Source organism: Candidatus Bathyarchaeota archaeon, from assembly GCA_026014725.1.
Taxonomy (GTDB): domain Archaea; phylum Thermoproteota; class Bathyarchaeia; order Bathyarchaeales; family Bathycorpusculaceae; genus Bathycorpusculum.
Genome location: JAOZHV010000059.1, coordinates 60,097 through 84,725 on the forward strand (window position 1 = coordinate 60,097; position 24,629 = coordinate 84,725).

Sequence of the window (24,629 nt, forward strand, 5' to 3'; positions counted from 1 at the left end):
GTTTAGGCTTATTCACATTTCTGCAAAAGCCGTATCCAAAGCCTATCAGTTTCGCGTTGAATCTCGTCAAGCAAACTCTTGTTCTGCGGCGTAAACAAATGCCTAAACCTGCCTTGACCAGCAAGATAATCTGTAACAGGCTTTTTCTTTTGAGGCGCCAAAGCAATCAGCTTACTTGGCGTTGACAATTGCCTCTTGCCATTAACTGCCTCCCAAAGCGGAAACACACAAGTCTCAACCGCCAACTTTGAATAAGCCATAGTTTTGTCAGGTTCACTGCGCCAACCTCTTGGACACGGAGCAAACAAGTGCAGAAATGCTGGACCCTCAACTTCTAGACCCTTACGAACTTTTGTCAGCATGTCCTTCCAGTAGTAAGGTGTTGCAGTAGCCACGTACTCCATGTCATGCGCCAGCATAATCTCCGTAATCGGCTTCTTCTTCTCCAGTTTACCGGGAAGAACCTTCCCTGCAGGGCTTGTTGTTGTAGCTGCACCAGTCGGCGTGCCACCGCTTCGCTGTATGCCAGTATTCATGTAGCCTTCATTGTCGTAGAGTACAAACAAGAAATCATGGCCGCGCTCAACTGCACCAGACAGCGCCTGCAAACCGATATCATAAGTTCCGCCGTCACCAGCAATAGCGATAACATCGATGTGCTCCTGCTTCACTTTACCTTTTCTCCGCATCGCCTTCAAAGCAGCATCAATACCTGCAGCATTCGCAGCGGCATTCTCAAAAGCAGTATGCAACCACGGCACTGCCCATGACGTATACGGATAAATTGACGAAACAACTTCCATGCAACCCGTTGCCTGAGTCACAATCGTCGGTCCACGTGTCGCCTTCATAATGAGCCTTAGCGCTGATGCTGGACCGCAACCTGCACATGCTCTGTGACCTGAAAGGAACAGGTCTGGTTTTAAAGCGATATCTTTGGCTGTGAACTTCCATTCCTGTATTGTTGCCATTGAGTCTGCCTCCATTACTCCCTCAATCCTAAATAATTAATCATATTCTCAACCTGCCCAGTCTTTGCAATACGTATTAGATCTTCATATATGCTTCTAAGTTCAGATGGTCTTGAATCCCTGCCACCTAAACCGTAAATGTAGTTCACGATTGGTGGATGAGTCTGCAACCCATACAGCGCATGACGTACTTCATGGAAAACTGCGCCTCCGAAACCGCCAAAACTCATGCTTTTATCCATAACAGCAATCGCCTTAGCGTTCTTGAGCGCGTTTTGTAACTCTTCGACAGGTAATGGCCTAAATGTCCTTAACCGTAGAAGCCCAGCTTTAATGCCCTCTTGCCTTAACTCGTCGACGATGACTTTTAATGTTCCAGCTGTTGAGCCAACACAAACCACACCAACCTCGGCGTCATCAAGTTTGTAAGCATCAATTAAACCATTACCGTAGCTTCGGCCGCTGATGCTTGCGTAGCTACTGTTGACTTCTTGGATGCATTTTAGAGCGTTTTTCATTCCCTCTTCCTGTTGCCGCTTGAACTCGAAATAATAATTTTGAAAAGCAATGGGCCCCATGGTCATTGGATTATCTGGGTCAAGCTTGAACGGTACAGTTTTGCCTTCATGCGTAAGCACCATTGGAAGCTGCCTCTCACCAACAAACGCTTTGACAATTTCGTCAGGAAGCACGTTAACATTTTCCAGCGAGTGGCTTAACGTGAAACCGTCTAAACCAACCATAATCGGCAGCGAAACGCCAACATCCTCTGCAATTTTAAAGGCTTGAATAAGGGTGTCATATGCTTCTTGAGCGTTTTCCACATAGATTTGAATCCACCCGCTGTCACGTTCAGCCATGCTGTCAGAGTGGTCGCCATGAATGTTTAACGGCGAAGATAAAGCCCTGTTAGCAATTGCCATCACAACTGGCGCTCGAGAGCCAGAAGTCACAAAAAGAATCTCATGCATCAACGCTAATCCTGCAGAAGCACTTGCGGTGAAGGCTCTTGCTCCAGTTACGGAAGCCGCTAAACAAGCCGTTATAGCGCTATGTTCAGATTCTGTGCAGACGAACTCTGTGTTAACTTCACCGTTTGCTACGTACTCACTGAATTTTTCAACCATGATTGTTTGTGGTGTAATTGGGTAAGCAGCGACCACGTCAACGTCGCACTGTTTAACTGCGTAAGCAACAGCTTCGTCACCGTTTAAAGCCAATGTTTGTTGTTTAACTTGTTGTGTCATTTCTTATGCCTCTTTTTCAGGTATTTTCATCGTAATTGCTTTAGTTGGACATTCGTTGGCGCATATTCCACAGCCCTTGCAGAAGCCGAAATCAAATTCCACCTTACCCTTTTCTGGCTGCCAACTAATCGCGCCCTCAGGACACATCATTACGCAAGTTAGGCATTTGGTACATTTTGCCGATTCATATACAGGCATGAAAGTTTTCCAGTCACCCGTCATGAAACCAGCACTTGACTTTGAACAAATGCCAGCAATCGAAATTTCCTTCCAACCCTTTTCTTTACTCACTAGCTTTTGCCTCCCTATACGCTTCCTTTATAACAGCAAAGTTCTTTTCGGCAAGGTCTGCTCGGAAACGACCCTGCAAGGTCTTATGTATGCCTTCTAATGTTATGATGCCTGTGGCTTTAGCAACGGCCCCAAGCAATGCTGTGTTTGTTATTGGAGCTCCCAAGATTTTTAGGGCTATCTCTGTTGCTGGAACCGTCCAGACTTTGCCTTTTGTTACTTTAAGTCGCTCTTTTAGGGCAGCTGGCTCCTCTGTGGAATTAATAATTAATATGTTATCATCTTGATTTATCCCAGCGGTTACTGGCACCGTTTTCAATAATGTATTATCCAACACCACAACAACATCTGGGTCATAGATTGCGCAATGTAACCTTATCGGTTCGGTGCTTATGCGTGTAAAGGCGGTTACTGGAGCCCCCATGCGCTCAGGTCCAAATTCGGGGAATGATTGAATGTATTTTCCCTCGTCAAGGGCTGTCCTTGCCAACAATTCACTGGCTGTCCAAGCCCCTTGACCGCCTCTACCGTGCCACCTAAATTCAACAAGCTTTTCCAAAGCAGAGTCCCTTCTCCAAAGGTATTTCTGAATAAATTGTTAAATACCTATATACATTTTTCTAGTAAAGTCAAAAACTACATAAACTTAACGTAAAATCACTAATTTGCTAATAAAGCGGGATATCAGAATTTAACCAATCCAAATATTTTCAAGCGTTTCAACGCTCGCTGCTTAAGCATGCAAGCAATACAGTTATATCTTTGTAGAAGTGAATAGATTTTTGCTTCCGAAGTCATTTTAATGGAAGCGTGGGCTCAGGAGGAAGTTGAATGTCTGAGGTGATTTTAACCGCTGATAGAACGTTAATGAGCAACTATCACAACAACGAGTTCTTAGGGTTCGGTACATGTGCACCACCGAACTTTTTCCCCGAATGGCTCTATAGTTACCTCTTCTTTCCGCCTCTAAAAACAGCCAAAGGTCATCCATTGGCAGCGCCATATGGGTTAAGAAAAACTGAGGCTCAACTACTAAAAGAAGGCTTCAAAGTTGACACCGTAAGCCCCCATCACTTAGCAAGTCACCTAAAAGACGCAAAAGTCCTTGGCATTCACGCGATGGACCCGTTTGGGTTAGGTCCAGCTTCAACAACTCTTGCCTCAATTTTCAAAAAGGAGCCCTACCTAGCAAAACACTTTCACTACCTGTTGAAATCCCCAGCAGTTGAAAAGGCAAAACAAAACGGATTAAAAGTTATTGTCGGAGGACCTGGCGCGTGGCAGTTTCGTTACCGAGAAGGCGCGGTTAAGGAGCTAGGTATTGACTGCATTATTGAGGGAGAAGCTGAGAATGTCTTAGGAAAGATTTTTAGAGATGCCCTTGAGGGAAAGGAAATTCCTCAGTATTATGAAGTGGGTGCTGGTGAAATGCCATCTTTGGAGGAGATTCCTGATATTGTTGCGCCTTCTATTAACGGGTTAATCGAGATTGGCAGGGGTTGTTGTCGCGGATGTCAGTTTTGTAATGTTACTCTTCGACCGTTGCGGTGGTATCCTTTAGATAAAGTTGAGCGTGAGTTAAATGTTAACGTTAATTCTGGCAAGACAAAGAATGTGTGCTTGCACGCTGAAGACGTAATGTTGTATGGTTCAAAGACTACTATGCCTGATGAAGAGAAACTGTTGCGGTTACATGATATGGTTTTAAAAAAGACTGAAAGCATTAGCTGGAGCCATTGTTCTTTAGCTGCGGTGGCAGCTAGTCCGAAGGTTTTTGCGAAGTTGTCTGAACGTATTTTGCAAATTCAGAAATGGTGGGGAGCAGAAATTGGAGTAGAAACAGGATCTCCCGATATAGCGAAAAAAATTATGCCAGCTAAGGCGCATCCGTTTAAGGCTGAAAACTGGCACGATGTCGTTGTTGAGGGCATGGGATTGATGCATGATTACAAGTTGGTTCCAGCAGCTACACTGATTGTAGGATTGCCTGATGAGCGTGAGGAGGATATTTTGGCGACGATGGATTTGGTTGATGATTTGAGGGATTGTCGAAGTTTAATCGTGCCTTTGTTTTTTGTGCCGTTGGGTCAGTTGAAAAGTAAGGACTGGTTTACGAACACAAAGTTAAATGAGCGGCATAAGGAGTTGCTGTTTAGGTGCGTTGAGCATGATTTCCATTGGGCTGACAGCTTGGTGAATTGGGCGTTTTCTGACAGGTGGTATCAGCGTTTGTTGCGCCCGTTCTATAAGGGGTTTACTGAAGTGGTGAAGTATAAGGTTAGGCAAATACAATAAAGTGTTTCGAAATGGCTAACCTTAAATACTATATTGAAACTCAAAAGTGGCAGAAACGTGAAATGCTTTGCCGCCGTGGCTCAGCCCGGTAGAGCGGCTGGCTGTTAACCAGTCGGTCAAAGGTTCGAATCCTTTCGGCGGCGCCAACTTCTGTTATTTCAATCTGACACTCTCATCCTTTGATTGACCACTCATTGCTTTTGCGCGTTTTCTTTGCCATGTTGAAACATCATTAAAAAAAGCCCTGTAACCGTTAGGCAATACAAGCTTTTGCCTATGCGGCTATCTTGTTTACACAAGTTGGCGATAAGTTTGATATGATATCGTGATTCTATGGGTAATGTTTTAATTGTTAGTGGCTTCTTAGCAATAAAACAGGTAATCACAATTGAGCAGTAGCGAAGCTAAATGCAGTAAGCCTGAATGTGACAAATTCGTTGCCGTCAACGAGTTAGCCAAACGCAGAGGCTTTTTCTGGCCGTCCTTTGAAATTTACGGTGGAAGCGGCGGCTTTGTAACTTATGGTCCACTGGGCACACGCCTAAAACAGAACATCGAAGCAAAACTAAGAGAACTCTTTGTCAAAAAAATCGGCGTTTACGAGATGGAAGCATCCGTCATTGCGCCTGGCAAGGTGTTTGAGGCTTCCGGTCACGTTGACCATTTTAAGGAACCGATGGTGGAGTGCCAAAATTGCCACGGCAGATTCCGAGCAGACCACCTACTCGAAGAAAAGGGCATCAGTTCGGCTGAAGCAGAAAAAATGACGTTAGAAGAAATCAAGGAAGAGTTGGAGCGGCATGGCGTTTTGTGCCCTGATTGCGGAGGCAAATTCGGCGAACCCCAACGCTACTTAACCATGTTCCAAACCACTATTGGCCCTTACTCGGGCTCGGTTGGTTACGGCAGACCAGAAGCTGCACAGAACATATTTGTGGAATTCAATCGTCTCTACACAACCGCGCGTGAGAGGCTACCGTTCGGAGTTATCCAGATTGGGCACGCGCTACGCAATGAGATTTCGCCGAGGCAGGGCTTGATTCGTCTTCGCGAGTTCACGATTGCTGACTTGGAGTTTTTCTTTGACCCAGAAGAACCCGCCTGCGAATTTATAGGTGAAGTTGAAAACGAAGTTTTGCCTATCCTGCTCTGTGGTACGAGACTTAAAGAGTGCGAAGACACAACCGACTTAACTGTGCGAGAAGCCCTTGACCGCAAAGTCATCACGTCCGAGTGGCAAGCATTCTTTATGGCGATGGCAAAACGCCTCCTCATCGAACTCGGTGTACCTGCAGAAAAACAACGTTTCATCGAAAAACTCACATGGGAAAAAGCCCACTACAGCACGCAGAGCTTTGATCAAGAAGTTTTGGTTGACCGTTGGGGCTGGGTAGAAGTTTCTGGGCACGCTTACCGCACTGACTACGATTTGTCTTGCCACATGAAAGCCAGCGGCGTAGACATGACTGTCTACAAAGAATACACTAATCCTGTGGAGAAGGAGGAACTTGTTGTTAAACCGAACATGGCAAAACTAGGTCCAATCTACAAGGGTGAAGCCGCCAAAGTCGCTGCGTTGCTCGCCAAAGTTCCTGCTCAAGAGGTTGCGGACGCCATGCAAAAACAGGGCAGCATCATGGTTGACAAGTACGAGGTTAAAGCAGATCAAGTTGACATTAGCAAACAGAAAACAATCGTTCGCGGAACACGCTTCATACCACACGTTGTGGAACCAAGTTTCGGCTCAGACCGCCTCTTCTACGTTGCTTTAGAGTACGCTTACGGCATCAAAGACGACCGCGTAGTCATGAGCTTTCCAAGAAGCATTGCGCCTATCCAAGTGGGGGTTTATCCGTTGATGAGCAAAGACGACTTAGACACTAAAGCGTTCGAAGTGCAAAAACTGCTTGCGTGTGAAGGGTTCATGGTTGAGTATGACGAGACAGGTTCCATCGGCAGACGCTACGCAAGGGCAGACGAAGCAGGTGTACAATTAGGCATAACAATCGACTACGACACCTTAAAAGATGAAACCGTTACTATCCGCGACCGTGACTCTTGGCAGCAGGTACGCACCAAAATCGCTGATTTACCAGAGTTACTGCACAGCTACTTCCAAGGAAAAATAAACTTTGAAGAGTTAGGGAAAATAATCAAAAGTTAAGCAGACAGCTTTTTTAATAAACACGTGTTAACTAAATGAATAGAATAAGGGCAGATTATAGCGGGGGAACAGTTTGGTACTTCCATCAGAAACAGAAGAGCGCGTCAAGAGAAGAGCGCTAAATGCTTGCCAAGATAACTTACGTAAGGTTGTTGATGTTTCAAGGAAAATCCCGCAGCTCGTAGAGTACTTTGCAAGCGGCGACAAAGAAAACGCCAGAAAACTCTTCAGCGAAATCCGAGCAGGCGAAGAAGAAGTCATCAAAGCAAGACGCATGGTGTCTCAAGAACTAGCTGAAATTGGTGCCATTCTGATTGCCCGAGAAGACTTTTTACGTTTCACAAACTTATCAAGCGAAATCGCTGACTTCTCAGAGGGCATCGCTTATTATCTTGTTGAGATTATGGAGCACAACTGGGTTATTCCCCCAGACCTGAAAAAAGACCTCATAAAACTCTCCTCAGCTGTTCTTGACTCAGTTCTAAAACTCAGGGAAACCATGATGGTTCTCAATTACGGTTCACAAAAAACCTTAGAACGCGCAAAGGACGTTGAAATTGCTGAGCGCGTAGTTGACGACCAATACCGCACATTAACCATTAAAGTGTTAAGCGGCAAACTAGATGTTCCTGTGCTCTTGCTCTTGAGGGATGTCTTGCAACTCTTAGAGAACTCCGCTGACAAGGCTGAAGATGCCGCTGATGTCGCGCGGATGCTTTCGTTCATCATGTAGAGAGCCGACTGCAATGTCAAAAATAGAGGTTGAATTGATAGAAAACTTTCTAGTCGTTTGGAATCCCACAGATGGCTCTGAACTCTACAAAAACAGCTACTACGGCAAGCCGCTTGGCATTCCCAAGCCGAAGGTGTTCGAGTTTGATGTGCCTTTGATTTTGGATTTGATGGAGGGGTTGTATCTTGCTGAGAAGGGCAAGATTGCGGTTTATGAGTGGGCAAAGCAGACAAAGGTAGGCTTAAGAAAGCTGCGCCAAAAAGCCAAGTTGCTGTATGGTGAGTTTGAAGAAAAATATGCTGTTTACCGTGATTTGCGTGATAGCGGTTTGATTGTTACGCCTGGGATAAAGTTTGGTTGTGATTTTGCTGTTTACAAGTTTGGTCCAGGCGTTGAGCATGCGCCTTTTATGGTTACGGTTAAGCCGTCTGGCGGTGAGGTGTCGGCGACTGAGGTTGTTCGGATTGGGCGGTTGGCGACGACTGTGCGTAAGCGGTTTATTGTCGCGGTTCCTGATTTGGCGAACGGACAGGTTCGGTATTTGATGTTTAAGTGGTTTAAAGCTTAATTTGTTTTGTAAGTATTGGTTTACATGTTAACATGCTTGGAGTTATGTTCCATGGTTTTAATCTGCATGAGAGCCATGCATGTTCGTTTGTTGCCTATTTGAGACCTTAGCAAGTCTTAAATAGCCTATAAGATGCTATAACAGTTTAGCGAGAAAATCTCGCGTAAAAAATTTGGGAGAATAGAGATGTCTAACAAAAAGATATCTGTGCTCGCTTTGACTCTATTGCTCTCAGCGCTTTTACCTATTACCGTGCTTCCTTCTGCTGACGCCCAAGTTGTCGGTAAAATAAAGGCTTACGCTTTTATCGGTGCGACACCTAACCCTGTCGGTGTTGGTCAAGAGACATTGCTACATATGGGTATCACGCAACCCTTGAGAGTAACACTAGACGGCTGGACAGGAATAACCGTTATCATAACCAAACCTGACGGAAAAAAAGAAACATTGGGACCATTTAGAACAGACTCAACAGGAGGTACAGGGACAACATTTGTACCGGATGTGGCAGGTATATACCAGTTGCAAACACACTTTCCTGAGCAATGGTACAACTACAGCATAGGAAATACGCAATATCGCTTATTATATGAGGACACTTACAGTCAAGTGCTAAACCTAACCGTAATCGAAACACTGGTTCCTCTCTATCCAGGTGTACCACTACCAACAGAATACTGGAGCCGCCCAATTGATGCTCAAGCTAGAGAGTGGGCAACAATTGGCGGAAACTGGCTTGGAATAGGACAGTTTGGAGACAACCTAGCAGGGTCAGTAATTCCAAACAACGATTATGCCCCGGAGAGTGCACACGTTTTGTGGACTAAGCCCTTAGAATACGGTGGACTCGTCGGAGACTATGACTACTCAGTATTCGGCGGAGATGCTTATGAAGGCAAATTATCAGGCGGAGTAATCATTAACGGAATCTTTTACTACAATAAATTTAACACTATCGGAACAAGTGGAACTGGGATTACCCCTGTTGAAAACTACGTTGTTGCAGTTGACTTACATACTGGCGAAGAGTTATGGTCAAGAACGCTAAGGGCACCAGACGGAACCAACGTAACGCTATCATTCGGGCAAGTGATGAAATTTACATCCTTTAATGTTCAAGGTGCATTCACTTACTTATGGGGTAGTTCTGGAACCACTTGGTATGCATTTGACCCTGCAAATGGTCGCTGGCTATTCACCATGACTAACGTTCCAAGTGCAAGCACTCTGGTCGGTCCAAACGGAGAATTTCTAAAATATGTACTTGATCAAACACGCGGCTACATGCTCATATGGAATTCCTCAGCAGTTATCGACTGCTACTGGGGAACAAACCCAAACAGTCCTAACTGGGGATCATGGAGACCACAGGGAAAAACCATTAACGCGACAGGACCAACAGCAACCACGTATCAAACACCATTCGGATTAAATGGCTATCAGAAAAACGTAACGATACCTCAAGGCTTACCAGGTTCACCCAGCTATTACGTCGCTGAAGACATAGTCATCGGTTACTATAGAGCCAGTCCAGAAAACATAAACAATCCACCATTTACTATTTGGGCTATAAACTTGAAACCTGGACATGAAGGCGAACTTTTATACAACAAAACCTACGCAGCGCCACCAGGCAACGTGACCTTTGGTTATTCACGTGTGGGAGTAAAGGATAGACTTTTCGTCATATACATGAAAGACCTTGGCACCATGCGCGCCTATAACCTTGACACTGGAGAATACATGTGGGCAACCACAGAGCCTGAGTACTACTTGAGTTACCTTGAAACATGGACTATCATCGCTGATGGAAAAGTCTACACTCATGGCACAAAAGGAATGATCGATTGCTATAATGCAACCAACGGCCAAAAATTATGGAGCTACGCGATGACTGATCCACTTAGCGAAATCTTGTGGAGCAACAATTGGATTGCTCGCATAGACTTCATTGTTGATGGGAAAATCTACGTCCGAACCAGCGCACACTCTGACAACCAACCATTACCCCGAGGCGCACCATATGTTTGTCTTAATGCAACAACAGGTGAAGTTATCTGGAGAGTTAATGGTCTTATGCGTGGCACTGACTGGGGCGGTCGAGGATACATCGGAGATAGCACTCTTGTAAAATTAGACACATATAATTTGCAAATCATCGCCGTAGGCAAAGGCCCAAGCGCTACCTCAGTTGAAGCCTCGCCTGAAGTTTCAACGTTTGGCAGCGGTAGCATACTCGTGAAAGGGCGTGTGACTGACATATCACCAGGCACAAAGAAATACGCTATAACAGCGCGTTTCCCAGATGGTGTTCCAGCAGTTTCTGACGACAGCATGAGTGATTTCATGACATATGTCTACAAACAACTTCCAAAACCAACCAATACAACGGGCGTTGAAGTCGTCATTGAAGTTCTTGACCCCAACAACAACTACTATGAAGTTGGACGCACAACAAGCGATGCAACCGGTTTCTACAAACTATCGTTCACTCCACAAGTGCCGGGCGAATACACGATTGTTGCAAGATTTGAAGGAACAAAATCTTACTATGGCTCTTACTCAGAAACAGCCATCGTAGTGGAAGAAGCACAAGCAACGCCCACACCAATCCAGCAGATTAGTCTACCGCCAACTGAACTTTACGTTGTAGGAACAGGAATAGCGGTAATAATTGCAATAGCACTCGTAGGTCTACTAATACTTAAGAAAAAACCATGATACATTACCCCTCTTTTTTTTGCACGACTTGTTTTTCAGGGTGATTTGGGTACTGCTTTTACATGACACCGTATGTTTGCTTTAGAGGATTTTGCCGTCGCTTGCTTTAATCACAACCTGATAGCCGATAATACGGTACTCGCAAAAAATCTGTTTGAAACTGCTTTTTAGTTTTGTTCATAAATGTAGACTAAAAAAGACTCACTTAGTCCAGAATCTTTGACAAAAATGCTTTTTACAATCCAAAAACCGTGTCTTTTAGCGGGATAATCATGCGTAAAACAATTGCTCTATTGGTCGTTGCTCTCCTAGTTATTTCGTCAACAATAAGTCTTCTGCCTGTTAAAGCTCAAGCCAGAACTATTGTGGTGCCTGATGATTACTCAACCATCAGCATGGCAATAGCAAGGGCGTCTGATGGAGATTCAATTTTTGTGAAGTCAGGAACCTACACGGAAAGACTGGTTATTGACAAGGCTTTGTCCCTGAGAGGAGAGGACAAGGGGGCAACTGTTATAAACGGTGATAACGGGGGCACAGTTATAATAGTAAGCCATGACAATGTTGAGTTTACTGGTTTCTCTGTAATTTACGATGAGACGCCGAACACACCTAAGTCTCTTTGGATGTGGAGCACAAGACTCATCGGAATCCACCTTCTCAACGCTAAAAACTGCAATATATACGGAAACATAATTACCGATTGCGGCGCTGGAATATGGCTCTATAACGCGCATGACAACCGCATTACCGACAACAGCATATCTGGCTGTGATTATGGGATAAGAGTCGAAGTGTCACCAGGCAACCACATATCAGGCAACTCACTCACGGGCAACTGGGGTGGTCTTTGGTTGCTGTCCTCAACTAACAACAAACTTGCAACCAACACTTTAACAAACAATGTCCGCAACTTTGGTGTTTCAGGAAGCGAAATTTCTTCCTACATAAACGATGTTGATACTACAAACACGGTGAATGGTAAACCAATCTATTACTGGATAGGTAAAACAGACCGAACCGTGCCACTGGACGCTGGATGTGTCATTCTGACAAACTGCAAGAACATAATCGTGCAGGACCTAAGCCTCAGTAACGTTAAAGACGCAATATTGCTGGCGCACTGTTATAAAACAACCGTCAAAAGCAACCAGATAAAAGACTGCGACACTGGCATAACACTATACAACTCAACCCTTGATGACATTCTAAGAAACAACATTAACTGCCCAACGGGAATAAGCGCCTCTGGAAACGGTACAAAAATCCTTGGCAACGTGATAAATGCTACTGGCACTGGCATAAACATGGAGGGAAACTATCAAACCGCCAACGGCAACAGAGTCAAAGCAGGAACCTTCGGTGCAGGAAACAAAATTCTCGAGTGCAAAGGCTCCTACAATAATATATCACAAAACACTCTAAACGGAGAAAGCTACGTGGGCGTACTCATGGAGGGCTCTAATAACTTCTTTGTTGAGAACACCGTTTCAATGGGTGGAGCTCGGATAGGAGGTGAATCCAACATAGTCGCTAAGAACACAATAACGCATGAAAGCATAAGCATCTCGGGTGGACCAAACAACATCATCTGCGGAAACAGAATTGTAAACGGTTATGACTTAGGCGTGGGCGGTCAAGGTGATACTTACTATGGTAACAATGTGGAAACGAATGGGCTTGGCGCTCGAATCGGAGGCACTGAAGCTCGCGTACACGGCAATGTTCTCTATCACAACAACTTTATCATCAGCACCCGAAACGGGCCAGTCTGGGGCGACAATAAAGCTAACTTTTGGGACAATGGGCGAGAAGGCAACTACTGGAGTGATTACAACGGGTCTGACTGGAACTTTGATGGAAAAGGCGACACGCCATACGCAATAATGAGCGAAACACTAGGAAATGGCGGCGTAGTGGGCATTGTTATCGGTTATGATAATTTCCCGTTGATGGTACCTTTCGATATTTCCAGCGTTGAAGTGCCAGCATGGGAAATGCCTCCATGGAAACCAGAGGAATTTACAACCTCGGCTGATGGGAATGAAACAGAAGAAACATCCGCTCCAACAGACCCCTCAACAACGCCATCACTTGGACAGAACCACGGAACCAAATCCGACCAAACCGAATCTTTGCCAGAAGCTACCGATGTTGCTGTTTCCGTGACCATAATTGTGGGTACATGCTTGGGCTTACTAGTCTTCTACAAGAGGAGCAAACAAAAAGCGCCTATCACTGTAATAACAAGATGTTCGGCAACATTGGATGATAAACGTAAAAGTGCCATTGCGTAAGTATCCCTTGGTGTGTATGGGAGCAAGCGATAGTAATTCTTAAAAAGGCTGGAAAAGTAATCATTTACTCTCCGCGAGGAATCGAAAGGTTTGTCACCAACATCTGGCAGAAAAATTGTTCTCACAGCGTCAGCCACTGAAATGAGCGACTTTTTGAATAACCCCTTCATAGCTTTCGTAGGAGGCTTCGGCAAAGGACCAATCCCGCTTTCCTACGTTCGAAAAACCCTCTACCCGCATTGTGGACGCAAAGCTGATGGGCAAGCACTCTTTGCACCGTATGGACTCCGCAAGGTAGAATCCATGCTTTTGGAAGGCGGATTTTCACCAAACGACATCGCAGTTGCTCACCCAGAGGATTTGCACTTATTCGTTGGACCCCAAACAAAGGTCGTAGGTATCTCATCCATGGACCCCACCGGCATGGGCTACGTGAGCAAAACTTACTCATCAATTATCGGCGGCGGTGAACCCATGAACGCCGTCGAATTCAAAAAGCTAGTCATGCACCCAACTCTGAAGCGCTACAAGCCTAAAATTATTGTGGGCGGCTTTGGCTCTTGGCAGTTGGAGCGTAAACACATCTCTGATAGTTACGGTGTGGACTGTGTGCTGTTGGGTGGGAGACCAGCGCCGATTGTTGAGGTTTTCAAAAAAGCCGTGAATGATGAGCCGATTCCGCGTGTCGTTAAGGCTGATGAATTCCTAAACACTTGGGATTATAATGCTGAAATGCCTTTGACTAAGAATGTTGCCATTCACGGGGCTGTCGAGATTTCCAAAGGTTGTGGACGTAACTGTCAATTCTGCACGCCTACAATGCAGAATAAGATTGACATTCCATTGGATAAAATCATGGCAGAAGTCGCTTTAACGGTTGCTCAAGGTAGCGACCACGTGACACTCATCACCGAAGACCTGTTCCTCTACGGTGCGAACAATAAACAGTTTATTCCAAACAAGGAAGCAGTAGTGAAACTATTCAAAAGCGTTGCCGATTACCCAGGTGTCAAAAGCATTCAGGCTTCTCACATGTCTTTGGCTCCAGTTTGGCATGACCCGCAGATGATTAAGGAACTCGCTGAAATCCTAATTGAGAAGAGTTGGTACTCGTTTGGCAAAAAAGCCATAATCACCGCTGAAACAGGCATCGAAACAGGTAGCCCGCGATTAATGAAGAAGTACATGGCGGGTAAAATGTTGCCTTTCAAGCCAGAGCAGTGGCAAGATGTCGTCACAAACGCATTCGGCATCTTAAACGATAATGACTGGTACCCACTGGCAACTCTAATCATCGGGCTTCCAGACGAAAAAGAAGAAGACATGCTTCAAACGCTTGAGTTAATGGATAAATTAAAGGATTACAAGGCGTTTTATGTGCCTTTGTTCTTTGTGCCACTTGAAAACTGCGTGCTCATGAACAAGAAAGGCGCGGAGATGGATTCGCTTTCAAAAGCGCGCTGGGACTTCTTTATCAAGTGCTGGGAATACAACATTAAGATTTGGAAGCCAACTTTCCTAGAAAACCGCTTACCTAACCCATTGCTCTACAAGGCATTTGACAACATCATTATTCCGTACTTTGGCAGAATCCTAGGCTTCTACTACGGCTTAACACGTGGTGAACAGTTAAAGCAGGCTTTCTGGACGCTCAGCACACCGATTCCGACGCCTAAGGGGAATAGAAACTAAGATTAGGCAGATATTCTGCCGTTTCTTTTTCACTTTCTTTCCTTTGTAGTGGTTCCTCTTTTTGTGGTGCTTCTTCTTTTGCTGTTTCGGTAGGCTGGGCTTTGAGGATTTTTCTTGCATGTGTAATGTAGCCAGTGTGTCCTGTTATTAGTGTTTGAGGTCTGGTTTTGCCGCGTTCAACCTGCATAGCCCGCATCATACATTCGATTGTCTCTATGAACACAAAGCCGTTTTCTCGTAGTGCTTCGGTGGTTTTTACCACTTGGTCTATGGTTGGACTAAACGAGACTATGATACCTGACGGCTTGAGAGCTTCGTAAGCGTGTGGAACTACAAGCCAAGGAACTGCCAAATCCAAAACTACCGCGTCTAAATTGCGCTCTTCTATGCCTTGTGTAACGTCACCGCTTTTTAGTTCCACACGGTCTATTAGTTTTGAGCGTTGCAGGTTTTTAGCCGCGTTTTTTTGGAACTCGCTACGCAACTCATAGGTGTACACTTTGCCTGTTGGACCAACGTAATGTGCAAGTGCAGTGGTTAGTGCGCCTGTTCCTGTGCCTGACTCGACCACTCGGCTTCCTGGTCCGATGCCGCTGAACATGACGATTAATGCGGCGTCTTTGGGGTAGGTGATTTGGGTGTTGCGGCTGGATTTCATGATGTAGTCGGTTAGTGCTGGTTTTAGCGTGGTGAAGTTTATGCCTAGGCTGCTTTTGATGGGTTCGCCGTATGGTTTGCCGATGATTTCGTCTAGTTTTAAGTAGCCTTTGTGTGTGTGGAAGGTTTTGCCCGCTTCCATTTTAATCATGTAGGTTCTTCGTGCATCCAAGTAGATGAGCACGTGGTCTCCTTCGTTGATGATTTCGTTAGCCAATATGGTCCTCTCTTTGCGAGATTGAAAATGCATTTTGCCCCATTTAAGGCTTTGAACTCAATCACGTTATTTTAGGCGATGTTGCGAAAAAGTTTGTTGCTCTGCCGAGACCCCTATCCCCCTATTTAAAGCAATTAAACTTCTTAATTCCCGATTATTGCTTTGGTTAGTTTTTGAGGCAGGGTTTCGCGGTTTGCGATGGTTACATTGAAAACCTCAGAGTCAGTTCTCTGTTTAGTTTGTAAGATTAGCGGGTCTTGAGCTTTCGCGTGGATAACTGCCAGTAGCGGCTTTTTGCTTTCGACTGCTTGTTTTACAGCGGTCTTAAATTGTGGCGAGTAGAGTTCCATGGGGCCAATCTCGTCTATGGCGATGACTTCGCTTTTTTCGATGGCTTGCGTGATAGCTTTTGCGCCAATGTTGTTTAGGTCGTCTATGTTGACATGGTACTTGCCAACCTGCGGTCCGCTCTTTTGGTTAATGTGTGCCAGCCAGCCTTGTCTGCCGCTGGTTAAGTCGATGATTTCAAAACCAACCCGCACAGTGCCTTCTCTTGCTTCACGGCTTGCAATGCCGCCGACGCTTATTCCCTTGGCTTTTAGAGCGTCAACTGTTTTTATGAGAACGGTTGTTTTTCCAATTCCCGGAGCACCAGTCAAAAGCAGAATGCGCTTTACCAAAGTCTTTTGCACCACTACGACCAATAGTCTAATATGTCGATAAAAATTCTTTTGATAACCACATGTCCTTGGAGCACCCATGATGGCTGAGAAAGAGTATGTTGCAGATTTTCCGTCTGAAATAATCAGGGAAGGCAAAGTGCAAGTGCTGGTGCCCAAGCTTGAAGCGTACGGTGTTGTGCCATCCGATTATGCGCCTTCCAAAGCGCCTGTCTTCTACAATCCTGTGATGGAGTTTAACCGTGACCTGACAGTTTTAGCTTTCAAAACCTACCAGCGTATGGTTAACCATGAAATTAGTATCTGTGAACCTCTAACGAGTCAAGGAATACGGGGGCTTCGTTTTGCAACTGAGATTGAAGGCGTAAAGAAGGTATTGCTCAGTGACATAAATGAGCGAGCTTACAATCTGGCAAAACATAACATCAAACTCAATAAACTTGAGGATAAAATTACGCTTAAGCATAAGGACGCCAACTGCGTCTTAAGTTGCAACGCCTCACCTAAAAAACGCTTCGACATAATAGACATCGACCCTTTTGGCACGCCTGTTCCTTACTTGGATTCGGCGTTTCGTGCCTTAAAAAATAAAGGATTGCTCGCGGCTACAGCTACTGACTTGGCGCCACTTTGCGGCGTACATGCGAAAGCGTGCATCCGCAAGTATGGTGGAAAACCGTTGCGGACTGAGTACTGTCACGAGCTGGCGGTGAGGCTGTTGGCGGGTTGCATGGCGATGCTGGCGGCGAAGCATGACATCGGAATTCGTTTTCTCTTTAGTCACAGTAGTGACCACTACATTCGCGTGTATACTCAAATCGGTTACGGTTGTAACAAAGCAGACGATAGCCTCAAAAACATGGGCTACATCATGCACTGTTTCAAATGTCTGCACCGAGAAGCCACTCGCCAGCCCTTTGGCAACTTGCAATGTCCCGAATGCGGAGCCAAAATGGATTACGCTGGCCCCTTATGGATAGGCACCATTGCTGACGAAGCTTTTCTTGAGCATGTAATTGAGGAAAACCAGAAGACTGCTTTTAGGAACAGCGCCAAAATTACCAAACTCCTCTCAACTGCTAAAAAAGAAGCAGGGATGCCTGCAACTTACTACGTAATTGACAAGTTAAGCGGAAAACTGAACCTGCCCTCTTCGAGTGTGCAATCATTTTTGTCTACGTTGCAAAACAATGGTTTTCGGGCAGTGGCAACCCATTTTAACTCTCGCGGCATAAAAACAGACGCGCCAGCCCTAACCACGCAAAAACTACTCAGAGAAAGCGTGACTGCTAAACAATCAACGGGTGGTTAGGCAACAAAAGTTTAAAGAGCTAATCAACTGTTTCTAAAGAGTAAAGTGAACACTCATGAACGATAAAATCGCAGTTATAGGCGCGGGCATGATGGGTAGCGCCATAATCAAAAGCCTGTTAAAGGGTGGTTACAAGGGCAAAATAATAGCGGTTGATATTGTACACGAAAAACTCAAAGAATTAGAAAACCTCGGCGTTAAAGCGTCAACCGATAACAAAAAAGCCGCTGGCGACGCTGACATCGTTTTTGTCATTGTTAAGCCTGGCGATGTGGAGAAAGTTCTAAAAGAAATCAGCAAAGAAATCAAGAACAAACTGCTTATCTCGGTAGCTGCCACGGTGCCCTTAAAGTTTCTGCGTAAGAACGCTCCTGAAGCGCGGATTGTGCGTATAATGCCTAATCTTGGCGCTTTGGTGCAGGCTTCCTACACCGCCTATTGCTGTGAAGAGAATGTAACGGCAGAAGACAAAGAGAAAGTTAAAATTCTATTGAATATGATGGGCGTCTGCGACGAAGTAGACGAGAAATACATGGATGCAATCACGGCGGTTAGCGGCAGTGGACCAGGCTACATGGCTATAATAATCGAGGCTTTAACGTATGCTGGCTTAAAAGTGGGATTGCCCAGAAACATCGCACTTGCCAGTGCAGCGCAAACAGTTATGGGTACAGGCAAACTTGTTATAGACCTTAAAGAAGACCCAGCTAAAATCAAAGACATGACCACGACGCCTGGCGGAACAACCATTGAAGCCATTTATCAGATTGAGCAAAGCCAAATTCGACCGGCCATAATACGTGCCATCGAAGAAGCCACCAAGAAAAGCCAAGCTATCAGAGAGAAACTAAACCTGAACTAGCTAGACTCAGCCATGTTTGAAACCGTAATTTTCGATTGGGATGGCACACTCGGCGACACAAGACGAGTGATTGTTATTTCTTTCCAGAAAGCTTTAGGTGAAATCAACGTTGAGGTCAGCAAGGACTTTATTGAGCGCAGAATAGGGATTGGCGCAGCAGAAACGATTCGTGAAGTTCTGCGGTCAGCTAAGGTGCAGTTTGATGAGCAGTTAGTTGAGCGTTTGGTTGAGCGGAAGAGCACAATTGAAATCGAGCTGACAAATGGCGACGAGTTGTTTGAGGGTGCAAGAGAACTTCTTGGAGCTTTGCAAGGAAAGGTTAAGATGGGGTTGGCTTCTATGAATAACCGTTCTGTCATTATGCATATGCTAAAAACGAATGGCATCAGCGATTGTTTTAATGTGGTTCTCACAGCTGAGTCAATAAGCCATTCCAAGCCTGACCCTGAAATCTTCCTAAAAACTGCTTCACAACTCAAGAGCAAACCAGAGCGGTGCGTCATTTTGGAAGATTCCATTTTCGGTGTTAAAGCCGCCAAATCTGCAAACATGGCTTGTGTCGCGGTCACGACGGGTGTTTACTCGAAAGAGGAACTTGCAAAGGAAAAACCTGATTTAATCGTTGAAACGCTAAAAGACCCTGAGATTCTGCGTTTTATTTTGTGTTAATATAACCTTGTGGTAGTTGTTTAGCAGTCACATAGCTTTAAGAATTTTTCGAAGAAAATATAGATTGCTCTGAAGGGGAGAAAGATGACACTGCTGGAAAGTAAAAAAAGTAAGCCGTCGGTTTTTCAAGTGCTGCTCCTTGATAACGGTGACAGCCAAGATGTTGAGGTTCAAGAGTCTAAACAGGTTAATTTTTATCATGTAAAGGAGCATCTTAAAAACGGTGGGTCCGTTTTCATTACGAGTAAAGGTTCACAGAAGCTCAAGTATCATAGGACTAAAGCGCAGTTAAATTACAGCAAATCTAGAAGGACTTGTGGTTTTCTTTTTCGTCAATGTGTGAGGAATTAAATGAACGTGTGACGTGCATCCATAAGATTCCCCTTACCCCCTCTCTCTTCCTTATTTTTTGGATGCACGCCACTCTTGGTTATATTTCTTTGTTAGTTGTTGAAAAAAGTGTTTTTCTCGTCTACAACATCAACCTATTGGTTGCTTAAAAAGTTGTTTTTTGTGTTTTGTTTTGGGTTGCTTGTTGGTTGTGGACGTTGCACAAGTGGGGCAGGAGTGTGAGGTTTTGTGTTTTCTTTGGTTTGTTAGAGTTGGTTTGGTTACGTGAGTGCAGTTTGAATGTAACAATGCTTAAATAAACCCCGTGTGACTTTCACTCTGAAAAGGAGCATCGGGAATTGATTATCGACGACATCCTTAAGGTCATTTATGCGCCTAAAAAAGCATTTAAAAATATCATAGCTAATCCAAAATACCTTGGCGCAATTATTGTTTTGGTTTTATTTTTAGCTCTACAAGTGGGGTATGAGTACTCTCAGTTCTCAAAAACTAACATTGAACAGACAGCACCGACAGCTGACCAATTTCCAACTTTCATAAACGCTTCTGCATGGACTGCAAGTCCAGGTGTGACCTTAACCAACCATGATGCTGACTATTTCAACTACAGCGTTTACATAGCTAGCTTTGGTACGACACCTACCGACCCGCTGGGCTATTATAGTCTCTTTGGAAATAGTAGCCTGCAGATTGAAGCCACAAACACAAGTAATCTCACCGTAGCTTTAGGTGGCGTCTTTAACGTTGATTGCAGCGAGATTGGTTTCCAGAATCTTTCCATGACGATAAAGCAGGTAGAGCCCCAGACTGCGCCTCAAACAGCAACTTTAACGTTGTATTCGCTTAGCGATACTGATTTTTACCGATATGACCTCACATCAGAGTTGTCAGCTGCATCCATCATTAACCAGTGGGGCAACTTGACCATCCCGATTGGCAAAACCGCTCAAGGCTGGACCAGCAACGGCACGCCATCTTGGAGTAACATAACTGCTTTAACACTTGACCTCACATATCCAGAAAACTCAAACATAACCCTGCGAGTTGGCGCGTTGTTCTTCCGTGGTCAATACCTGTCGCCAATTGAGTTTAACAGTGCAGCAGTTCTCCTGCAATTCCTCCAAGTTTTCACACTACAATTCATTGCTGGTTGGCTAATTCTTTCAGCAATACTCTACCTCTTCTTTAAAGCCTTCAAGGGCGCTGTTGTTTGGAAGCCACTTTTTGTCGCCGTAGGCTTCGCGTTATTTGTTATGGTAATCCGTGGGCTTGTAAATTTAGTTGGAACATTCACTCTGCCTACGCTTTATATGCCTTTTGACATGACACTTGGTCTTCGATTTAACGCGTTCGGAGTCTTTTATTACCCTGCTGAAGCGGTAAGCACTTTATCTGTTCAGACTCAAACCGCTATCGGCATCTTCGAATCAGCAACGTCGACATTGATGACAATGACGTCGGCGATATTCTTAATTTCGTACGTGTGGCTTGCTGGATTATGCACCATAATTGTCGGCGAGTTAAAACCAGAATTTTCGCTCATAAAACGGATTGCGATGTCAAGCGTAAGCGTTGCCGCAACAATCTTGCTCTTGCTTTTTATAATAGGCATTGCCTAGAGCACAAAAAGTAGGGGTAAAACCCTTTTTTCCATCATTTTCTTTGTTTTATCGCCAAGTTAGCAAGATTTATATGATTGAAAGTGGAAAACGGTTAGCGAACAGTTTAGAAGTGAAGCAAATTGGTAGACATTAAGGATTTACATGATGGCGCCAAACGGGTTGACGTTCAAGCGCAAGTTGTCGAGAAAGGCGACCCGCGGGAAGTACGCTCAAGATTTAAAGATGAAACGTACCGAATAGTTGACGCTGTCATCGCAGATGAGACAGGAAGCATCAAGCTAACACTTTGGAACGAGCAAATCGACATGGTGAACGTTGGCGATAAAATAAAGATTGAAAACGGTTACGTGACCTCATTTAAAGGTGAAATTCAACTTAACGTTGGCAAATTCGGCAAACTAACCGTCGAATAACCATTTTCCTATTTGAAGGAAACGCTAACAAGGTTTTTATTTCTGATTCCATAGTTCTTATGTATGGTTTTAAAAAAAGAAGCAGCATTTTTTACTTTAATAGTTCTTTTCGCAGTTGCTATCTCGCTTCTTGCCGTTAACACCGTCTACAGAAACCCGTTTAACCTATCCGTGCGCTTATTTGGCATCAACGGTTTCATCGCATTAAGCATAGCCACTATAATAACAGCGTTTCTCAAAGAAATCACTATTTACTTGAAAAAACCGTTCCTAAAAGTGCACCACTACCTTGCCGCTGCTGGGCTGGTGCTAATTACACTGCATCCAATTATGCTCGCGATTCAATTTCTCAATCCAGCAGTATTCTTGCCAAATCTGCAGACACTCTACCTTTTCCTGTTTTACGGGGGCAGGCAAGCATTAATCATTATTTACATCGCTATCGCTGCAGTGCTTTTACGCCGAAAAATAGCCGCTTACTGGCGCTGGTTCCACGCATTAATGTACGTTGCGCTATTCTTCGGTATAATTCATGCAAACTTGTCAGGTACAGATTTTATCCTCAACCCCATCGTTATGGTTGCGTTAAACGTTTTGTTTGGAGCTACAATCTTTGCGTTTGCGATTAAACGCTGGCAATTTTACCGAGTAAAAAAACGTAAAAAACAAACTCTCGAAAACACAGGTCAAAACCAAAACGTCTAAAAGTTCAGCAGTTTAACTTCTTGCTCCAAATTAGATTGCATTGTTTGCCGTGATTGCATTAACAAAATTTATTAGACAAACCCTTCATTCAAACAACCCTGTTACTTGTGGGGAAGCAACGTGCAATTCGAGCTTGTCGCACCATACACCATTTCACCGGGGCAGAAAGCAGCCGTAGAGCAGTTAGTGAAGAACTTCTCCACGAAAGAAAAACAAACAATTCTCGGCATCACTGGAAGCGGCAAAACCTTCGTGATGGCAAACGTCATCAACAAACTGCAGAAGCCGACACTGATTTTAGCGCACAACAAGACGCTGGCAGCACAGCTCTACGGTGAATTGAAAGAGCTTTTCCCGCATAACCGCGTGGAATACTTCATCAGCTTCTACGATTACTACCAGCCAGAATCGTACCTGCCAGCGCAAGACATGTACATAGAAAAAGACTCCGAGGTCAACGAGCAAATCGAAAAGATGCGTATGCATGCCGTCTCCAGCATAGTGAGCCGAAACGACACCATAATTGTTGCCAGCATAAGTTGCATCTACAGCTTAGGCAACCCAGACGACTTCAAAACCATGGCTGTGGAACTTGAGATTGGAAAGGAAATGTCACGGCAACAGCTTATTCGCTCGCTTGTGGAGATGCAGTACGAGCGCAATGACATGGTGCTTGAGCCAGGCAGGTTCCGTGTCCGCGGCGACACTGTTGATGTTGTGCCCTCGTATGAAAATGATATTTTGCGGGTTGAACTTGAAGGCAACACTATCAAGAAGATAAAGGAAGTTAACTTGCTTAATGGCGACGTTAAGGTTTCAGTGGATAAACTCACGCTATACCCAGCGCGTCAATACGTGGTTCCTGAAGAGAAACACGCGCTAGCGCTTGAACACATCAAACAGGAACTGGAAGCACGGTTACCTGAACTGCCGCCTCTGGAAGCCCACAGGCTAAAACAGCGCACAAATTACGACCTTGAAATGATAAAAGAAGTCGGCTTCTGCGCTGGCATGGAAAACTACAGCCGCCACTTTGACGGACGCAAACCAGGCGAGCCGCCGTTCACATTGCTGGATTACTTCCCCAAAGATTACTTGCTCATAATCGACGAGAGCCACCAGACTATCCCTCAAGCCAGAGCCATGTACAACGGGGACTACTCAAGAAAAAAGAACCTCGTGGACTTTGGCTTTCGACTTCCAAGCGCACTGGACAATAGGCCGCTGAAGTTTGAGGAGTTTGAGCAGAAAATGGGCAAAGTCCTCTTCGTCTCCGCAACCCCAGCCGAATACGAACTGGAAAAAAGCGGGCCGCCAGTCGAGTTAATCACAAGACCAACAGGGCTCTTAGATCCAGAGGTTGAGCTCCACCCCATCGAAGGGCAAATGCAGCACTTGATGGCAGAAGCAAAGAAAACAATCGAGCGGGGCGACCGCATTCTAATCACCACGCTGACAAAGCGGATGGCTGAAGACTTAGCCGATTATCTTGCAAAAGAAGGCTTCCGTGTGCGTTACATGCACTCGGAAATTGACAGTTTAGACCGCATCGAACTCGTGCGGCAGTTGCGTGTGGGCGAATTTGACATACTCGTCGGGATCAATTTGCTTCGTGAAGGCTTAGACATACCTGAGGTGGCAACCATTTTCATCTTGGATGCTGATAAGGAAGGCTTTCTGCGGGACGAGCGTAGCCTGATTCAAACTATTGGGCGTGCGTCGAGGAATGTTAACGGCAAAGTAATCCTCTACGCGGACATAGAAACTCAGTCGATTAAGCGAGCGATGGAGATAACGCGGTACAGGCGTAACTTCCAGAAACGCTACAACAAGTTACATAACATCACGCCCACGACTATAGTGAAAGGTGTCACGCAGAAAGAAACGGTAATCAAAGGCACTAAGCACTTGCCAAAATCTGACATAAAGCGGCAAATAATTGAGCTAGACGCGGAGATGAGGGCAGCCGCGGAGAAGCTTGATTTTGAACGAGCGATTGAACTCCGTGATGCGATTGCAGAGTTAACTCGTTCACTCTCTAAGAAGGCAGAAAAATGAAGCGGTTAACCCAGAAATTTAGCGGTTTGATGCAAAAAGGTTCTAATCTCTCAAGCTAAAACAGGTAAGAATTCGAGAAGCGGAGAAGGAAAAGACAGGTAACA

At 45.0% G+C, this 24,629-nt stretch carries 20 protein-coding genes and 1 tRNA gene; 15 read left to right on the forward strand and 6 right to left on the reverse strand.

Annotation, left to right across the window (positions count from 1 at the left end):
* Positions 1-8: 8 nt before the first annotated feature.
* From NWE95_12205 to NWE95_12220, 4 genes are read right to left on the reverse strand one after another with little or no spacing between them, the layout of a single operon-like run.
* Positions 9-986: a thiamine pyrophosphate-dependent enzyme gene (locus NWE95_12205; protein MCW4004663.1), complete on the reverse strand. Its 978-nt coding sequence runs from the start codon at positions 984-986 to the stop codon at positions 9-11.
* Positions 986-2,218 (reverse strand): pyruvate ferredoxin oxidoreductase, encoded by a 1,233-nt coding sequence (porA, locus tag NWE95_12210; GenBank protein MCW4004664.1) that lies wholly within the window; start codon positions 2,216-2,218, stop codon positions 986-988. The genes NWE95_12205 and porA overlap by 1 nt, the downstream gene beginning before the upstream one ends.
* A gap of 3 nt (positions 2,219-2,221) precedes the next feature.
* Entirely contained in the window at positions 2,222-2,482 is a 261-nt protein-coding gene (locus tag NWE95_12215; GenBank protein ID MCW4004665.1) for a 4Fe-4S binding protein, read from the reverse strand.
* A 19-nt stretch (positions 2,483-2,501) separates the two neighbouring features.
* The gene (locus NWE95_12220; GenBank protein MCW4004666.1) at positions 2,502-3,068 is read right to left on the reverse strand and encodes a 2-oxoacid:acceptor oxidoreductase family protein; all 567 of its coding nucleotides are present in this window, start codon (positions 3,066-3,068) and stop codon (positions 2,502-2,504) included.
* A gap of 272 nt (positions 3,069-3,340) precedes the next feature.
* Between NWE95_12220 and NWE95_12225 the strand changes: the two genes are divergently transcribed.
* The 8 genes from NWE95_12225 (at position 3,341) to NWE95_12260 (ending at position 14,979) form a co-directional block, all read left to right on the forward strand.
* On the forward strand, positions 3,341-4,804 hold the full coding sequence (locus tag NWE95_12225; protein ID MCW4004667.1) for a B12-binding domain-containing radical SAM protein: 1,464 nt from the start codon (positions 3,341-3,343) through the stop codon (positions 4,802-4,804).
* 69 nt (positions 4,805-4,873) lie between these two features.
* A tRNA-Asn gene (locus NWE95_12230) sits at positions 4,874-4,950 on the forward strand.
* 242 nt (positions 4,951-5,192) lie between these two features.
* On the forward strand, positions 5,193-6,968 hold the full coding sequence (gene glyS / locus NWE95_12235; GenBank protein ID MCW4004668.1) for a glycine--tRNA ligase: 1,776 nt from the start codon (positions 5,193-5,195) through the stop codon (positions 6,966-6,968).
* Between the two features lie 73 nt (positions 6,969-7,041).
* Positions 7,042-7,701, forward strand: a complete 660-nt coding sequence (locus NWE95_12240; protein MCW4004669.1) for a DUF47 family protein — start codon at positions 7,042-7,044, stop codon at positions 7,699-7,701.
* 22 nt (positions 7,702-7,723) lie between these two features.
* Positions 7,724-8,269 carry a tRNA-intron lyase gene (endA, locus tag NWE95_12245; protein ID MCW4004670.1) on the forward strand — a complete coding sequence of 182 codons (546 nt, stop codon included), beginning with the start codon at positions 7,724-7,726 and terminating at the stop codon, positions 8,267-8,269.
* 186 nt (positions 8,270-8,455) lie between these two features.
* Positions 8,456-10,990, forward strand: coding sequence for a PQQ-binding-like beta-propeller repeat protein (locus NWE95_12250; GenBank protein ID MCW4004671.1), 2,535 nt, complete (start codon positions 8,456-8,458; stop codon positions 10,988-10,990).
* A gap of 272 nt (positions 10,991-11,262) precedes the next feature.
* Positions 11,263-13,287, forward strand: a complete 2,025-nt coding sequence (locus tag NWE95_12255) for a right-handed parallel beta-helix repeat-containing protein (GenBank protein ID MCW4004672.1) — start codon at positions 11,263-11,265, stop codon at positions 13,285-13,287.
* A 90-nt stretch (positions 13,288-13,377) separates the two neighbouring features.
* Positions 13,378-14,979, forward strand: coding sequence for a B12-binding domain-containing radical SAM protein (locus NWE95_12260; protein MCW4004673.1), 1,602 nt, complete (start codon positions 13,378-13,380; stop codon positions 14,977-14,979).
* On the opposite strand, the gene NWE95_12265 is transcribed toward NWE95_12260, so the two are convergent.
* Together NWE95_12265 and NWE95_12270 are read right to left on the reverse strand one after the other, a co-directional pair.
* Positions 14,960-15,853, reverse strand: a complete 894-nt coding sequence (locus NWE95_12265; protein ID MCW4004674.1) for a tRNA (adenine-N1)-methyltransferase — start codon at positions 15,851-15,853, stop codon at positions 14,960-14,962. The two genes, NWE95_12260 and NWE95_12265, sit on opposite strands and share 20 nt — an antisense overlap.
* Positions 15,854-15,996: 143 nt before the next feature.
* Positions 15,997-16,533, reverse strand: coding sequence for an NTPase (locus tag NWE95_12270; GenBank protein ID MCW4004675.1), 537 nt, complete (start codon positions 16,531-16,533; stop codon positions 15,997-15,999).
* 79 nt (positions 16,534-16,612) lie between these two features.
* On the opposite strand from NWE95_12270, the gene NWE95_12275 reads away from it, so the two are divergent.
* The 7 genes from NWE95_12275 to uvrB all read left to right on the forward strand — a co-directional run bounded on the left by NWE95_12275 (position 16,613) and on the right by uvrB (position 24,525).
* Positions 16,613-17,845, forward strand: a complete 1,233-nt coding sequence (locus tag NWE95_12275; GenBank protein ID MCW4004676.1) for a tRNA (guanine(10)-N(2))-dimethyltransferase — start codon at positions 16,613-16,615, stop codon at positions 17,843-17,845.
* Positions 17,846-17,900: 55 nt separating this feature from the next.
* Positions 17,901-18,707, forward strand: coding sequence for a pyrroline-5-carboxylate reductase (gene proC / locus NWE95_12280; GenBank protein MCW4004677.1), 807 nt, complete (start codon positions 17,901-17,903; stop codon positions 18,705-18,707).
* Positions 18,708-18,719: 12 nt separating this feature from the next.
* Positions 18,720-19,376, forward strand: a complete 657-nt coding sequence (locus tag NWE95_12285; protein ID MCW4004678.1) for an HAD family phosphatase — start codon at positions 18,720-18,722, stop codon at positions 19,374-19,376.
* A gap of 689 nt (positions 19,377-20,065) precedes the next feature.
* Positions 20,066-21,346, forward strand: coding sequence for a hypothetical protein (locus NWE95_12290; GenBank protein ID MCW4004679.1), 1,281 nt, complete (start codon positions 20,066-20,068; stop codon positions 21,344-21,346).
* Positions 21,347-21,468: 122 nt separating this feature from the next.
* On the forward strand, positions 21,469-21,762 hold the full coding sequence (locus tag NWE95_12295; protein MCW4004680.1) for an OB-fold nucleic acid binding domain-containing protein: 294 nt from the start codon (positions 21,469-21,471) through the stop codon (positions 21,760-21,762).
* Between the two features lie 63 nt (positions 21,763-21,825).
* Positions 21,826-22,467, forward strand: a complete 642-nt coding sequence (locus NWE95_12300) for a hypothetical protein (GenBank protein MCW4004681.1) — start codon at positions 21,826-21,828, stop codon at positions 22,465-22,467.
* A 120-nt stretch (positions 22,468-22,587) separates the two neighbouring features.
* A complete protein-coding gene (uvrB, locus tag NWE95_12305; protein MCW4004682.1) occupies positions 22,588-24,525 on the forward strand; it encodes an excinuclease ABC subunit UvrB in 1,938 nt (645 codons plus the stop codon).
* Positions 24,526-24,629: the final 104 nt, after the last annotated feature.